The organism is Micromonospora sp. LOL_014, from assembly GCF_048060245.1.
GTDB lineage: Bacteria > Actinomycetota > Actinomycetes > Mycobacteriales > Micromonosporaceae > Micromonospora_E.
Map to the genome: position 1 here is coordinate 1 of NZ_JBHMIP010000032.1, position 15,361 is coordinate 15,361.

At 72.4% G+C, this 15,361-nt stretch carries 13 protein-coding genes; 5 read left to right on the forward strand and 8 right to left on the reverse strand.

Annotation, left to right across the window (positions count from 1 at the left end; genetic code table 11):
- On the reverse strand, positions 1 to 183 hold a 183-nt coding region (locus ACFHW1_RS24075; protein WP_416557242.1), incomplete at its 3' end, for a hypothetical protein.
- Between the two features lie 301 nt (positions 184 to 484).
- Here ACFHW1_RS24075 and ACFHW1_RS24080 point away from each other — a divergent pair.
- From ACFHW1_RS24080 to ACFHW1_RS24100, 5 genes are all read left to right on the forward strand, one after another.
- A complete protein-coding gene (locus ACFHW1_RS24080) occupies positions 485 to 4,039 on the forward strand; it encodes a nitrate- and nitrite sensing domain-containing protein (protein WP_416569181.1) in 3,555 nt (1,184 codons plus the stop codon).
- Positions 4,036 to 4,440, forward strand: coding sequence for a roadblock/LC7 domain-containing protein (locus ACFHW1_RS24085; protein WP_278171351.1), 405 nt, complete (start codon positions 4,036 to 4,038; stop codon positions 4,438 to 4,440). The genes ACFHW1_RS24080 and ACFHW1_RS24085 overlap by 4 nt, the downstream gene beginning before the upstream one ends.
- Before the next feature lie 117 nt (positions 4,441 to 4,557).
- Positions 4,558 to 4,935 carry a DUF742 domain-containing protein gene (locus ACFHW1_RS24090; RefSeq protein WP_123605492.1) on the forward strand — a complete coding sequence of 126 codons (378 nt, stop codon included), beginning with the start codon at positions 4,558 to 4,560 and terminating at the stop codon, positions 4,933 to 4,935.
- A 1-nt stretch (position 4,936) separates the two neighbouring features.
- A complete protein-coding gene (locus tag ACFHW1_RS24095; protein WP_282232215.1) occupies positions 4,937 to 5,524 on the forward strand; it encodes a GTP-binding protein in 588 nt (195 codons plus the stop codon).
- A gap of 103 nt (positions 5,525 to 5,627) precedes the next feature.
- Positions 5,628 to 5,804 carry a hypothetical protein gene (locus ACFHW1_RS24100; RefSeq protein WP_416616135.1) on the forward strand — a complete coding sequence of 59 codons (177 nt, stop codon included), beginning with the start codon at positions 5,628 to 5,630 and terminating at the stop codon, positions 5,802 to 5,804.
- On the opposite strand, the gene ACFHW1_RS24105 is transcribed toward ACFHW1_RS24100, so the two are convergent.
- The 7 genes from ACFHW1_RS24105 to ACFHW1_RS24135 form a co-directional block, all read right to left on the reverse strand.
- Complete coding sequence (locus tag ACFHW1_RS24105; RefSeq protein ID WP_416557239.1) at positions 5,792 to 8,251, reverse strand: transposase; 2,460 nt, start codon at positions 8,249 to 8,251, stop codon at positions 5,792 to 5,794. The genes ACFHW1_RS24100 and ACFHW1_RS24105 overlap by 13 nt on opposite strands.
- A gap of 29 nt (positions 8,252 to 8,280) precedes the next feature.
- Positions 8,281 to 9,312, reverse strand: coding sequence for a DNA primase (locus ACFHW1_RS24110; RefSeq protein WP_416557243.1), 1,032 nt, complete (start codon positions 9,310 to 9,312; stop codon positions 8,281 to 8,283).
- 80 nt (positions 9,313 to 9,392) lie between these two features.
- Positions 9,393 to 11,234 (reverse strand): thiol reductant ABC exporter subunit CydC, encoded by a 1,842-nt coding sequence (gene cydC, locus ACFHW1_RS24115; RefSeq protein WP_416616137.1) that lies wholly within the window; start codon positions 11,232 to 11,234, stop codon positions 9,393 to 9,395.
- Positions 11,231 to 12,994 carry a thiol reductant ABC exporter subunit CydD gene (gene cydD, locus ACFHW1_RS24120; protein WP_416557237.1) on the reverse strand — a complete coding sequence of 588 codons (1,764 nt, stop codon included), beginning with the start codon at positions 12,992 to 12,994 and terminating at the stop codon, positions 11,231 to 11,233. The genes cydC and cydD overlap by 4 nt, the downstream gene beginning before the upstream one ends.
- On the reverse strand, positions 12,991 to 13,953 hold the full coding sequence (locus ACFHW1_RS24125; protein WP_416616139.1) for a M56 family metallopeptidase: 963 nt from the start codon (positions 13,951 to 13,953) through the stop codon (positions 12,991 to 12,993). The genes cydD and ACFHW1_RS24125 overlap by 4 nt, the downstream gene beginning before the upstream one ends.
- Before the next feature lie 7 nt (positions 13,954 to 13,960).
- Positions 13,961 to 14,341: a BlaI/MecI/CopY family transcriptional regulator gene (locus tag ACFHW1_RS24130; protein ID WP_416557235.1), complete on the reverse strand. Its 381-nt coding sequence runs from the start codon at positions 14,339 to 14,341 to the stop codon at positions 13,961 to 13,963.
- 86 nt (positions 14,342 to 14,427) lie between these two features.
- Positions 14,428 to 15,294, reverse strand: a complete 867-nt coding sequence (locus ACFHW1_RS24135; protein ID WP_416557234.1) for a TylF/MycF family methyltransferase — start codon at positions 15,292 to 15,294, stop codon at positions 14,428 to 14,430.
- Between the last annotated feature and the right edge of the window lie 67 nt (positions 15,295 to 15,361).

The following is a 15,361-nucleotide window of genomic DNA, read 5'->3' on the forward strand; positions in this document are numbered from 1 at the left end:
TGCGTTCATCCCGTTCGACGAGCGGCTGGCGGTCATCGACGACGTCATCAAGCCCGCGTACGCCAAGCTGATCGGCTGATCTGGTAGCCGGCCCGCCGACGGCCCGTCTGCCGCCGACAGCTGTCCCCCGTTCGGGCCACCGGCAGCCGACCACTCGGTCGGTGGCTGGTCGCGGAGGGCCATGTCCGGCGGGTCCCATCGGTGGTGGCGGCTCGACGTGGTGGGCGTAAGATGCTCGTCGCGCTCCGAGAGCACAGTTGCTCTCGAAGCCGGCAACACGGACCGAAGCGTTTACTTAGCGTGACCAGGCAAGTGCTATTTGTCGTATGTCGGGATAACCATCGCATCACACTCGCGGTGACGAGCCACCTGGGCTTTCTCTTTGCGTGGCGTCGTGATGGAATCTCGGGGGTCCGATCCGCCCGGGTCGGCCGATGGGCGGTGTCCGGTGCAACGGACCGGCACCGATGAGGAGGGCGGTGACGTGAGCGAGCGGCCGAAGACGGCAGATTCATTCCTGTCGCGTCTCCGCCGGCCGGTTGGCCGGCTCAACGATCTGCCGATCTGGTCCAAGCTCGGTCTGATCATGATCGTGCCGACCCTGGCGACGATCGTGGTCGGCACCAACGGCCTCATCGGGCACCTGGAGACCGCCGGGAACGCGTCCCAGGCACGCACGCTTGCCACGCTGGCGGCCGCGTCCGGCGACCTGGTCCACGGTCTGCAGAACGAGCGGGCCGCCGCAGTGCTCCTGCTCGGCACCGGGAACGAGCAGCGCCGGCAGGGCTACCTCGACGCGTACAACGCCCTGCACGACACCGTCGACGAGGCCCGGACGCCGTACTCGCAGCGCCGCGTGGAGCTGACCGATCTGCCGGTGAACTTCCGTAACCTGCTTTCCCGGATCGACCAGAACCTCGCCGACCTGCCCGGGGTGCGCAGTCAGGTGGTCAACAGCGCCACCGCTGACGGCACCTACCGTCTCACCGAGGCTGCCCGCGCCTACGAGGTGCTGCTCAGCGACCTGCTCGACATCCGCGACTCGGCCGCCCAGCTGGCCAACGACACCGAGCTGAGCGACCACATGCGGGCCGCCGCTTCGCTGGCCCGCAACAAGGAGTTCCTCTCCCGTGAGCGGATCGTCGTGCTGCGGGCGTTCAGTCAGAACGCGCTGACCCCGTCACTGCGTACCGACTACATCAGTACCCGGGCCGGCCAGGCCCAGTCCCGGCAGAGCTTCGAGGCTGCCGCCGTCCAGGACGACCTGGAGTTCTACAACCAGACGGTGGCCGGTCCGGCGCTGCGGGAAGCGGACACCTACGGCGGTTTCATCCGGGGCCAGAACGAAGAGTCGATGCGTGACACGCCGTTCGACGCCGACGCCTGGGACGCGGCGCTGACCGGACACGCGGACCTGATCCGCACCGTCGAGCAGAAGATCGACGGCGACGTGGTCAACGAGGCCACCATCCTGCGCAACGACGTACAGCAGCAGTTGTTGGTCGAGACGATCCTGCTACTCGTCGTTCTGTTGCTGGCGATCCTCTTCGCCGCTCTGGTCGCCCGGGCGATGGCGCGTTCGCTACGTGAACTGCGCCAGGGCGCGCTCGCCGTGGCCCAGCACGGTCTCCCGCATGCTGTTGCCCGACTGCGGGACCCGCAGGTCTCCGCGCAGAGCTCGCCGATGCAACTGGCCAACCAGATCGCCGAGCCGCTGCCGGTGCGCAGCAAGGACGAGTTCGGTCAGGTGACCGAGGCGTTCAACGCGGTTCACCTGGAGGCCGTGAAGACCGCCGCCGAACAGGCCGCACTGCGTTCCTCGGTGTCGACGATGTTCGTCAACCTCGCCCGCCGGTCACAGATCCTGGTCGACCGGCTGATCGGCCACCTGGACCGGTTGGAGCGCGGCGAGGAGGACCCGGACCGGCTCGGCGAACTATTCCAGCTCGACCACCTTGCCACCCGGATGCGGCGGAACGACGAGAACCTGCTGGTTCTCGCCGGCGCGGACTCTACCCGCGTGCAGCGTGAGCCGGCGGCACTGATCGACGTACTGCGCGCCGCGCAGTCCGAGGTCGAGCACTACACCCGGATCGAATTCGGGATGGTCGACCGGGACATCGAGGTCGCCGCGCAATCCGTCAACGACCTGGTCCACCTGGTCGCCGAACTGTTCGACAACGCCACGGCCTTCTCGCCGCCGGACTCGCAGGTGATGGTCGAGGCCCGCCGGGTCGGCGACCGTGCCGTGCTCTACGTCGAGGACCGCGGTATCGGCGTCAGCGCCGACCAGTTGCGGGAGCTCAACGACCGGTTGGCCAACCCGCCGATGGTCGACGTGGCGGTGTCTCGGATGATGGGTCTCGTCGTGGTCGCCCGGCTGGCCAAGCGGCACGGTGTCAAGGTCGAGCTGCGCCCGGCCGCCGACCGGGGCACAGTCGCCGACGTCACCCTGCCGACCTCGGTGCTGATTCCGCGGGCCCTCGCCGGCCGCAACGCCGCCCCGGCCGCGTTCGGCTCCGGTGGCGGCCAGGAGACGCCCGCCGTCGCCCGGCCGTCGTTCGCCGCACCCCTTGCGTTGGAGGGCGGCAACGGGTCGTCGGGCGGTGGCTTCGGCGGCCGACCGGCCGAGCCACCGGCACCGGCCGGCCCCCCGCCACGACCGTTCGAACCGGCACCGATCAATGGTGGTGGCCCGGCGACACCGCCGGCCGCCCCGGCCCGCCCGATGCCAGCCTGGTCGGACCTGACCGGAGCGACCAACGGCACGAACGGTGCCAACGGCTCCGACGTGCTGGGAGCTCCGCCGGCCAATGGTCAGCAGCGTACCGGTCCGCTGCCACAGCGCCGATCCAACGATCACTGGACAGTCGACGGCGAGGTGACCGGAGCAGCACCTACCAGCGGCATTCCGCGTCAGGCCGCCACCTCGCCGGAGACCCACGGCGCGCCGACCGGCCACCAACCGGTCAGCGGGCAGCCGTACGTCCCGCCGGTCTCCGCGCCCCCGGTGCGGCCGTTCTCGGCTCCACCGGTGCCGCCGACAGCGGCCCCGCAGCCCACCGCGTTCCAGCAGCCGGCCAGTTTCCAACGCCCACCGCAGCCACCGCCGCACCAGCAGCGGTCGGCGACACCGCCGCCGGCCGCTCCGGTCGCGCCGCCGCCCAGCGCGGCACCTCCGGCTGGGCCGCCGCCCAGCGCGGCACCTCCGGCTGCGTCGCCGCCCAGCGCGGCACCTCCGGCCTGGCCGCCGGTCGCGGCAGAGCAGCGGGACACTCCGGCACCGCCGGTGCCGGAGAAGCTCGCTGCGGCGCTGGACATGACCGCCGAACTGCCGAGGGTGTCCCGGTCGGGTCCGGACAACGCGGCGACTGCCCAACACCCGACGGTCACCCCGCCAGCGGCACCCAAGCAGTTCGCCGACGAGACAATGGAACTGCCGATCTTCCGCGAGCTGGAGTCGGCCTGGTTCCGGACCCGGCGCCCCACCGCGGACGAAGCGCGGGCGGCGGCGGGGGCGATGATCAAGCAGTCCGGTGGTGCGGCCTCGACCGCCACCACCCAGCCGATCGCCAAGGTGGACGCCTCCCGGCCTCCCACTCCGGCGTCGGAAGCCGGGACGACCACGGCCGGCAGGCCCGGTTCGTCGTTGCCGCGCCGGCCGGAGCCGGTGGCCGCCACCTCGCGGCCGGCTGCCGCCGGTGGCGGGGGTGGCGAGGGTACGCCGGACAGTTGGCAGACTGCCGCAGACGACGGCTGGCGCGCGGCAAGCGCTGCGGCTGATGTCGAAGTGGCCGAAAAGACCCAGGCGGGCCTGCCGAAGCGGGTCCCGATGGCACAGCTAGTACCAGGTGGCGTAGACAAGGCGTCAAGTTCGGTACAGCGTCGCACACCGGAAGCGGTCCGTGGGCTATTGTCCGCGTACCACCGTGGTGTGCAACGCGGCCGTACTCAGCCCAAGGACGACCACTCGACCAACCCGGGGGCGACCCCGGGAGGGCAGCAATCCTCGCAGGCTGGCAAGGAGCATGAGGGATGACAACTACGCAGGATCTCGGTTGGCTGCTGGCCAACTTCGCCGATCGCGTGCCGGGGGTCGCTCACGCGATTGCGGTCTCAGCGGACGGTCTGCTCCTGGCGGCGTCCCGGGATCTTCCCCGGGACCGTGCGGACCAGCTCGCGGCCATCGCCTCCGGACTGGTCAGCCTCACCCAGGGCGCGGCGCGGTGTTTCGAGGGTGGTGCGGTGCTGCAGACAGTGGTTGAGATGGACAACGGCTTCCTCTTCCTCATGTCGATATCGGACGGTTCGTCGTTCGCGGTACTGGCCGCCCGAAGCTCCGACGTCGGTCAGGTGGGGTACGAGATGGCCCTGCTGGTGGACCGGGTTGGCGAGGCGCTGACGCCAGCGCCCCGCACGGCCGCTGGAATGCTGGGCTGACCACGCTGACGAGACCGGTGCCGGCGTCGACGACCGGCGCCGGTCCGCAGAGAAGAACTGGACGCTACGAGCTCCGACAGGTGGAGCTGCGGGTAGGACGAGAGGGGGTGACGGCAGATGACCGAGCGCGATGAACCGACCGGTGCTCTGGTCAGGCCGTACGCCGTTACCCGTGGTCGTACCCGGCCGAAGCTGGAAATCGCCCTCGAGGCGCTCGTGGAAACGACGGTGCGCGGCCGGTCCTCAGGTGCTGTGAAGGGCGGCTCGGGCCGGGAGCACCAGTACATTGCCGCGCTGTGTGACGGCCGGCTGCAGTCGCTCGCGGAGATCGCGGCGCGGATGCAGCTTCCACTCGGAGTAGCCCGGGTCATCATTGCGGACATGGCCTCGGACGGCCTGGTCGCGGTGTACGAGCCGACATCCCTGGACGACACGAACGACGCGGTGGGCACGGAACTGCTGGAGAGGGTGCTGAGTGGACTTCGCAGGCTCTGACATGGCGCACCGCCCCATGGCCGGGCGCGTGACATCGGCGAAGATTGTGATCGCCGGTGGGTTTGGCGTCGGCAAGACGACGCTGGTCGGCTCGGTCTCGGAGATCACGCCGTTGACCACCGAGGCGATCATGACCTCGGCCGGTGTCGGCGTGGACGACACGCGACAGGTGCCGGGAAAGACGACCACCACGGTCGCCATGGACTTTGGACGTATCTCGATCGACCGAGATCTGATCCTCTATCTGTTCGGTACGCCGGGCCAGACTCGATTCTGGTTCATGTGGGACGAACTGGTGCGGGGAGCGATCGGGGCGGTGGTGCTGGTCGACACCCGTCGACTGGCCGACTGCTTCGCGGCGATCGACTTCTTCGAGCATCGGCGGCTGCCCTACCTGGTGGCGATCAACTGCTTCGACGGCATGCAGTACCACGATCCGCAGGACGTGCGGGACGCGCTGGCGATCTCCAGCGACGTCCCGGTCGTCGCGTGTGACGCGCGGAACCGTGAGTCGACGAAGCACGTGCTGATCTCGCTGGTCGAGTACGTGCTGACCATGCGGCGTCAGCGTGCGGTGGCACCGGCCTGACCGCCAGCTCACCCGGCACAGACTCTCCCGATCTCCGGTCTGAACCGGCGGCACCTGACCCAGGTGCCGCCGGTAGGTGTCGTTTGCGGCCGGTCCGATTGTGGTGCCTGTCGACATCGGCGGGGTGGGCATGGGCGGCAGTTGGTGCCTGCGGCACGACGGGCAGCCGGAGCACGCCGGCACCAGGCCCGAGCACGCAGGGGCCGAGCACACCAGCGCCGAGCCCGAGCACGCGGGCGACCCGTCAGCTGCGGGTGGTGACCCCGGTCAGGAGTGGTGACCGGCCGGCCGGTACTCGTACTCGCGGCCGTCGCCCTGCCCGCTCTGGTCCCGGCTGAAGTCCCACCCGCCGGCAGCCTCCCGGCCGGGCCGCCCGCCGACGGCGTACCCGCCGATCTCCTGACCTCGACGCCAGCCCCGGAAGTAGCCGTTGGTGTGCTCTGCGATGCTCGCCGCGTCCCGGACGATCCGCAGCGGGCGTTCGTCGCGCAGCGGTGAGCCCGGAACCAGGTTGGCCTGCGGCACCCGCTTCGGTAGCCCGGCGTTGGTCGCGGCACCGATGGAGGGTTGCGCGGCCAACTCGGCGGCCCGCCAGCCGTTGTCCGCCTGCGTCGCGAACTCCGCCCCGTCGGTTTCCGGATGCCGGACGAACCAGGCCGACCGTGCCGCCGCGAAGATCAGCAGGTCGCCGTCGCCCTCATCGGGTACGGGTGGGGCGCTCAGCGGCTCCACGGCGGCCCGTCGGCCGCGACCGTACTCGGGGGGCGGCTGGGGAGCGTCCACGAGGCGCAGCGGTGGCGTCTCCACCGGCGCGTCGGGCCGGCCGTAGTCCTCGGGCCGTCCGTAGCCGTCGGGTCGGAAGTCGTCGCGACGGACCTGGTCGGCGACCGGTGGCTCGACCAGACGCAGCATCGGCGGCTCCGGCGGCAGGTCGTCGGCCAGCCACGGTGGCTTGACCCGGCCGCTGGGCCCGTTGGACGCGGCCGGCCGGTGCTCCTCGTGCCCTCCCGGGTAGCCCGGATCGGATTCGTCGCCGCCCTCGGGACCCGGCGGCACCAGCGGCCAGTTGGACCGGGAACCGGGTGGCGACGACGTCGGCGGACCGGGCCGCGGGGCGGGAACGGGCAGGCTGTAATCGGTCGCGGAGAAACCCCCGGTCGGCGGCTCGGCAAGCGGTGAACCACTGGCCGGCGCTGCCGAGGTCGGTGCCCCGGACATCGGGCTGGCAGAGATCGGGTGCGCCGACACCGGGGTCCCGGAGACCGGCTCCGTACCCGCCGGCGGCGCCGACCGTGGTGCGGCGGCCGGGTCAGGACCGGCCGGACCGGCACCTGCCCGGGTGTCGGGCCGAGGGGTGATCGGGGTCGGTCGGCGTTGTGCCCGCGCGTCGTTGATGGCAGCGGTGGTGAGCGTGGCGCGGAACGGCTCGCCGGCGTCCGCCGGCGCGATGCCGGGACGTTGCGCCGGCATCGGGGTCATCCCGGGCGGTGGCGGAGGAGGGGCGGATACCGGCCGGTCGCTGCCCGGATCGGCGGACCGCCTGGCCACCGGGGCGAGCGGGGTGAGCGGTGCCGGTGCGTTCGGCGGCGGCGCCACCGGGGCCGGTGCCACCGGAGGTGTGGTCATCGGCTGGGGGGAGGCGGGAACGCTGCCGCCGACCGGCTGTGGACGGGCCCGCCGGCCGCCGGCGGGGGTACGGCTCGGGCCGGCGTCCGGGGCCGGCGGTACCGCGTGCAGCCCGGGTGACGGCGGACCGGAGATCGGGTCGGCGGCCCGACGCGCGACGTGCGGCCCGCCGATCGGTGTCGGGGTGACGACCCGGGCGGTCAGGGTGGCGACCAGAGCGTCGGCGGCGGCGTCGCAGGCCCGGACGGCGGCGACGGCGTGCCGCACCGTCTCGGCGGTGGCGGAGGTGAGCGCCTTGTTGACGGTGCCGCGGCGGGGCGACTCGACGATCGCCACCCGTAGGGCGGTCACCGCCGCGTCGATGGTCTGCGCGTCGGCCACCCCGTCGGAGGCGAGGTGGGCGGCGACCGCGTGAGCGGCGACGGTGAGCTCCCGGTTGCGCGAGCTGGTGCCGCTGAGCATGCCCGGCTCCGGCAGGGCGTCGAGCACCGCGAGCGCGACCGGCTCGGCCGGGTCGGGATAGGCCCGCAGTGCGGCCGGGTACAGCTCCCGGAGCACCTCGCGCAGTGCCACGGCGGCGGCCTGCCGCCCGTTGGCCAACGCGGCGTGCGCGGCCAGCACCGGCTTGTACGCGACGAGGTCGCGGGAGACGGGCAGGGCCACCGCGGACATCGCCCCGGCCTGGAGCGCCCGGGCCAGCCCGACGGCGCGCCGCTGGGCCGGCGCGGAGGACATCTCGTCCAGCGACTCGTCGTCGGCGAACCGTTCGGCGTAGTCGTCCGCAGCGTCGTCGTCGGCCACCGCGAGTGGGCGACCGGCGGCGGTCAGCAGCGAGGTGACGACGTGGTCGTCGCTGTCAGCGGCGATGGCAGCTCCGCTCGCGCCGCCTGACCGCTCGATGAGCATGCAGCTCAGCCGGGCGTAGCCGGCCGGGTCGTCGCCGATTTCGCAGACGTCGAGCAGCCGGCCGGCGTCGTCGACTATCGCGGCGGACAGGGCCGGACCGGTCGAAGCCGACCGGGCAGCCCGGTCCGCCGATGCCAGACCGCAGTACACCCGCACGAGCGCCACCGCGCCGTCCTCCTCCCGGACACCCGTCATGCCAAGGACTGATGGTCCCTGGTGAGGGGTCAGTCGCGCCAGTCCGCAGCGGCAGAGATCTTCCCGATGATCGTGCGCCAGCCGAGACTTGCCGTTTGTGCCCCGATTTTCTTCAACTTGCGGCGCGCCATGAAACCGCCGATGCCGCCGTCAACCGTCGACCTTAGCGCCTCGTCCAGATCGTCCAGCCTGGATCCGGTGGAGAGCATGTCCAGCACCGAGGGCATCCGCAGAGCGTACGCGAGGTCCCTCGCGACCTCGCCGGACTGGATCAGCAGCGCCGCGTCCCAGGCGTCGTGACCGCCTCGCAGGTTCTCCACCACGAGGTCGAGTTCGTAGGTATCCTCCGGGAGTGCCGCCACGTCCGCCGGCTGCAGCCGGTCAACCAGATCCGGCCAGCTGTCCAGCTGCGCGAGGTCGTGCGACGCGCCGGACCGGACGAAGCTGACCAGCGCCTCGGGGTCGCGGAACAGCAGCAGCTTGCCTCGGTGGCTGAGGAAGATCGGCACCTCTTCACCGCTGTCGGCCGACTCGGTGTCGGCGACATCCTCGTCGGCGTCTTCGTCGGCGTCGTTACTCCCACCGGCGGCGCCACCCTTGCCGGCCTTGTCACCTTTGCCGGCCTTGCTCGTCGACCCGTCCTGTTGCTCGTTCTCCTCCTCCGCGAGCGCTGCGGCGAACTCTTCGTCCAGGATGACCACGGACTCGTCGTCCTCGTCCTCCTCGGCGGCCGCCCGCTGCCGAGCGGCGAACAGATCGTCCTCCTCGCGCTCGGAGATGTCGGTGGGGGTCAACGCGGCGGATGACCGGTAGGCGCGCAGTGTGTAGCCGACGCCAGCCGGCAACGCGATCTCAACCGGGTCGATCCGTACGTCCTGCCAGAGCGACCGGTCGGCGGTGACCGCCGCGTCGTCGGGGTCGGCGGTCGCGTCGGCACCGGCCGTCGCGACGTCCGCCTCGTCGTCAGGACCGTCGGCTCCGGCCGTGCGCCGGTCGGCATCGGGCTGGTTCGGCAACTTGGCCACGCTGACCTCCGTGTGTTCTCCGGTGACGGCGCCCAGACCCGGACTGTCGGGTGGGTGACTCTGCGCACACCCTAGTGGGCTGCCCGCCGTGTGGCATGCCCGCACCCCGTCCCGCCTCAGTTGGCTGCCGTCAGGTAACCCTGTTCGGCGGCCCGCTGCATGATCCACTGTTCCTGGTACCAGCCGGGCCGTCCGGTCAGCTCGGCGTGGTCGCCCCGTTGGACGATCCGGCCAGCGTCCAACACCAGGATCTCATCCATCGATTCGAGCCCGGTCAGCCGGTGGGTCACCAGCACCACGGTGCGGTCATCGGCGGCGGCCAGCGCCGACGCCAGCACTGTGTCCGCCGACGCCGGGTCTAGCCCTTCGGTGGGTTCGTCGAGGACCAGCACCGATGGGCCGGCCAGCAGCGCCCGGGCGAGGGCGAGTCGCTGCCGCTGCCCACCGGAGATCCGGCTGCCGGCCGCCCCGACCAGGGTCTGCCAGCTGTCCGGTTGCTCGCGTACCCAGTCGAACAGGCCGGCGGCGGCCGCGGCGGCGGCGAGGTCGTCGTCCGTCGCCGCGGGCCGGGCCAGGAGCAGGTTGTCGCGGACTGTGGCGTTGAACACGTACGCCTCGGCGAGCAGCCCGCCGACCAACCGGTGCCGCGCTCCGGCCGGCACGTCGGCCAGGTCCACCTCGTCGACCGTCACCCGGCCGCCGTCCGGCGGCACCGCCCCGGTGAGTACGCCGAGCAGGGTGCTCTTGCCGGCACCGCTCGGCCCGACCACGGCGATCCGCCGTCCGGGCGGCAGCCACAGATCGACCCGGTCCAACGCCGGTGACGTGCCGGCCCGGTACCGGACCGTGACGCCGTCGAGCACCATCGTCGGCCGCCGTCGGTCGTCGGCCGTCGCGGCACCGACCGGGTCGGCTGCGGCCCGTCGCGCCGAACTCGACTCGGCGTCGGCCTGCTCCGTCTCAGCCCGCTTAGCGTCAACCCGTCCCGTCTCGGCGCGTCCTGTCCCGGTCCGGGCCGCTTCGGTCAGCAGGTCGGCGACCCGGCGCAGCCCGCCGCGTAACTGCGCCCACTGCCGGGCGGCGGCGACCAGCGCCAGACTCATCTCGACGGCGGCCAGGGCGCCGACCGCGAGAACGCCGACCAGTACCCCGCCGACGCCGGCGCGCAACGCGGTCACCGTCACCGCCGCCACGGTCAGCCCGGCGACGAGCACGCCGACACCATCGACCGCCCAGCCGGTCGCCGCCAGCCGCCGCTCCAGCCGGGCGAGTTCCCGGGCCCGGCGGGTGCTCCTGCGCAGGGCGGCGGCGGTGCCGCCGAACGCCGCCAGATCGGCCGCCCCGTGGATCAGATCGGCGCCGTCCGCCGCGAGTTCGCCGCGCAACGGCGCCACCCGGTCGGCCGTACGCCGGGTGAGCAGCGCCGTGACCGCCGGCAGACCGGCACCGGCGACCGCTAGCCCGGCCGCCAGCGCGAGCGCCGCCGCCGGGCTGACCGTCGCGGCACCGGCGACCGCGAGTACCGCGACGGTGGCTGCGGCGGCGCCGGGCACCAGCACCCGCAGCAGCAGGTCCTGCACGGCCTCGACGTCGGAGACCAACCGGCTGAGGGCGTCACCGGACCGGTCCTCGGTGGTCGGCCGTCGCGCGGCCAGCGCGGTGAAGATCCGGAACCGTACGTCGGTGACCACCCGCAACGTGGCGTCGTGGCCGGCCAACCGTTCCGTGTAGCGCAGCACGCCCCGGCTGATCGCCAGCGCCCGTACGCCGACGATCGCCACGGTGACCGCGTCCAGCGGCGGCCGACCGGCGGCGGTGATCAGCAACCACACGGCGGTGGCCATCAACGCGAGCGCCGCCGCCTCGGTTGCTGCGGCCAGCAGACCGGCCCCGACCAGTCGGCCGAGGTACGGCCGGGCCAGCGACAGCACGGTCCGCTCCGGCCGGGCGCCGGTCACGGGGTGGCCGCCGCGAGGTCGCGTCCGGTGATTCGGCCGGCGTCGAGCCGGACGACTCGGTCGACGCCGTCGAGCAGCGCCGGCCGGTGCGCCACGATCAACGCGGTCCGGCCGGTGACCAGTTGCCGTGACCCGGCCAGGACCGCCGCCTCCGAGGCGCCGTCCAGCCGGGCGGTCGGCTCGTCGAGCAGGACCACCGGCGCGTCCCGGAGGAAGGCACGGGCCAGCGCGACACGTTGGCGCTGTCCGCTGGACAGGCCGTGGCCGCGTTCACCGAGCCGGGTGTCGAGCCCGTCGGGCAGCGCCGCCACCACATCGGTGAGCGCGGCGGCGCGTACTGCGGCCGACAGCTCGGCCGGGTCGGCGGCGGGCGTGCCCAGTGCGATGTTGTCGGCGAGTGAAGCGGCGAACAGATGTGCGTGTTGTGGCACCCAGGCGACCCGTCGCCGCCACTGTTCGATGTCGAGTTCGGCGAGGTCGACCCCGTCGACGGTGATCCGGCCGGCGGTCGGCGCGACGAAGCCGAGCAGCAGGTGCAGCAGGGTGCTCTTGCCGGCCCCGCTGGGACCGATCACGGCGATCCGTTCCCCGGCCCGGATCGTCAGATCGACGTCCCGCAGCGCCGTGGTCCGGGGGTGGACCACGGTGACCGACTCGAACCTGATCTCCGCCGGCGGCGACCCGACGACCGCCGGTGCCGCTCGGCCCGCCGGCCCGTCGAGGCTGGCGTCATGGACCGGCTCTCCGTCGCTGGCGTCGCGCGCTGGATCGTCCTCGCCGATCAGGGTGAGCGCTTCGTCCAGCACGGTCAGACCCTCCATGCTGGCGTGGAACCGGCTGCCCGCCGCGCGCAGCGGCAGGTACGCCTCCGGGGTGAGCAGCAGCACCAGCAGCGCGGTGGACAGCGCCATCCCACCGGTGAGCAGCCGAAGTCCGATCGGTACCGCGACCAACGCCACCGCCAGCGTGGCGACCAGCTCCAGGACCAGCCCGGAGAGGAAGGCGATGCGCAGCGTACCCATGGTGGCGACCCGGTGCCGGTCGGCCATCCGGCGTACCACCTCGGCCTGCGCCCGCTGCCGTCCGAAGGCCCGCAAGGTCGCCAGCCCCGCCACCATGTCCAGGAAGTGGCCACCGAGCTGGGCCAACCGCTGCCACTGCCGTTCGGTCGCCGCCTGCGCGTGCCAGCCGAGCAGCGCGCCGAAGACCGGGATCAGCGGCAGGGTGACCGCGACGATCAGCGCGGAACTCCAGTCGGCGAACGCCAGCCGGGCGAGCACCGCCACCGGCACGGTCACGCTCAGCACCAACTGCGGCAGGTAGCCGGTGAAGTAGCCGTCGAGCGCGTCGACGCCCCGGCCGGTCAGGGTGGCGAGCTGGCCGGCGCGCTGACCGGACAACCAGGCGGGGCCACGCCGGTGGATCGCGGCCAGCAGGTCTGCCCGCAACTGCGCCTTGACCGTGGCCGCCGCGTCGGCGGCGAGGTAACCCTGCGCCCAGAGCAGCGCGGCGCGGCCGGCGACCGCCAGGACGAAGCCGCCGAGCGCGGCCCGGTGCAGCTCGCCACTGGCGGCCGCGGCCAGCACCAGGGCCAGCGTGGTGGCCTGGGCGATGATCAGACCGGCGGCGATCACGCCGAGTACGCCGAGCAGCGCGAGCCGCACCCGTACCGCCGGCACCTGCCGCACCAGCCGGGGATCGAACGGCCGGCGGCGACCGGCCCGGTCGGCCGGTGCGGTAGCGGTGCCGGTGGTGCTCACCAGCTGAGGTACAGCGACGCGGGCAGCAGGAGCAGCGCGGCGGCGACCACAGTCGCGGCCGCCGGCCGCAGCCGGGGCGCCGGCCGGTCGAGCAGCAGCCGCTGTACCCGGGCGTCGAGCTCCAGGTCGGCGGCGCCGAGGGCACCGGCCGGGGTGATCCGGCTGCCGGCGCTGGCGAACCGGCGCAGCGCGGCGGCGAGCGGCTCGTCGGCGTGCTGACGCCGGGCCTTGTCGTCGGCGCGCATCTCGACCAGCAGGGCGACCGCGTCGTGCGCCGCCCGCAGCCAACGCACCCGGGGTAGGGCCCGGCACAGCGCGGTGAACGGCAGCAGCACCAAATCGTGCCGTTCGTCGGCGTGCGCCCGCTCGTGGCTGAGTACGGCGGCGAGCTCGCCGGGGCCGAGCAGGTCGAGCGTGCCGGCACTGACGACCACCGTCGGCCGGACCCCGGGCAGGCAGTAGGCGGCCGCGCCGGGGTGGTCGAGCACCAGCGCGCCCGGTGCGGCCGGATCGGCGCGGCCGACCAGAGCGAGCAGGTCGCGGTGGCGACGCTGGGCCCGTACGGCGGCGAGCAGGCTGCGTACGGTGGATCCGAGCAGGACGGCGGCGATCGCGGCGGCGACGCCGACCAGCGTCAGCCGGACCGGCCCCAGCCCGGCCGGGAGGACGTCCGTCGGCCAGCCGCGTCCGGCGGCCAGGCTGGTCACTCCGGCGGCCAGATTACCGACGAACAGCCCGGCGGCGCGGCCCGGCCCAATGCCGTACGGGGCGAGTCCGACCGCCAGCGGAACGCCGATCGCGGCCAGTCCGACCGCCAAGCCGAGCGCCTGCCAGCAGAGGATCGCCACCCGGGGGCTGCGCCAGGTCCAGCCGGGGCCGAACCAGACCGAGCGGGTCAACGCCTGCGCGGTGAGGTAGCAGGCGAGGATCACCGCGGCGAAGTGCGCGCCGTGTGCCATGGCAGCGTCAACCCCGCCGGTCCGCCACCTGCGCCTGGTCGGTGAGCGCGGCCCGGAGCACTTCGGCTTCGGTGCCGGTGACCGACCTGGCGAACCGGACCAGGGCCGCGTCGCGGCTGCCGGCCAGGTCCAACGCGTCGAGCATCAACTGGGCGATGTACGCCTCGCGGCTGGCCGCCGGCTGGTAGTGCCACGCCCGGCCGGCCCGCTCCCGGCTGACCATGCCCTTGCCGGCCAGCCGGTCCAGCACCGTCATCACCGTCGTGTACGCCAGGTCGCGGTCCTGCAGAGCTTCGGCGACGTCGCGGACGGTGACCGGATCGGCCGCCGGGTCGCGGTCCCACAGCACGTCCATCACCGCGCGTTCGAGGTCACCCAGTCGCGTCACCGGTCAAGCCTACCGCCGGTAGTAGACGCCTGGACCAGGGGACCTTCCTGCTGGGACCGACGTCGGAGTACTCAGCCGGTGAGCTGCTAGGGCGACTTGCGCCAGTACCGGCAGGTCCAGTCGACCTGGTGGAGCTCGTCGTTGATGCCGTGAGCGCGCCTGAAGTCGTCGACCGCCTGCCGGCAGCCACGTACGGCGTGATAGTCGTCGATGATGACGTAGCCGCCGTCGGAGAGCTTTGGATACAGTGCGTCGAGCGCCACCATCGTCGAGTCGTATAGATCCCCGTCGAGTCGCATGACCGCGACCCGGTCGATCGCGGCCGTCGGCAACGTCTCCTCGAACCAACCCGGCAGGAACCGGACCTGGTCGTCAAGCAGGCCGTACCGGCGGAAATTCGCCTGGACCCGATCCAGCGGCACGGCGAGGAACGGCTCTTTCCAGAGGGCATCCTCTACGTCCTCGAGCCGCTCGGGGTCCGGTCGGGGCAGCCCTCGGAATGAGTCGGCTACCCAGACCACCCGATCGGTCTCCCCGTACGCCTTGAGTAACGCGCGCATGAAGATGCAGGCACCGCCGCGCCACACTCCGGTCTCGATCAGGTCCCCAGGAACCTGGTCATCGATCACCTCAGTCACACATTTCTCAAGGTTGTCGAGTCGCCGTAGACCGATCATCGTCTCGGCTTCCGGGGGCCAGTCGCGGCCGTTCGTGCGTTCGTCAGCATTGAATGGGAATCGCACCATGATGTCCATGTCCCGCCGGTTGAGCAGCCGCTGACCCTGGCGGAGCAGGGTGCTGCGCAGTGAATTGCGGCGCGGGTGGTAGCGAATCCATGATTCGCCGAAGGCGTACCTTGTCAGGGTGCGCTTCATGAGGTCCAGGTACAAGGCCCGTGGGTCGCCGGCGGCGGTGCCGGTGGGTTCCGGATCTATGGCCGGCATGACGGTCATCTGAACTCCTTCTGAGAAGTCTCATCAATTGATGATTGGCTGGACGGATGTCGGTAGCCATCATCTG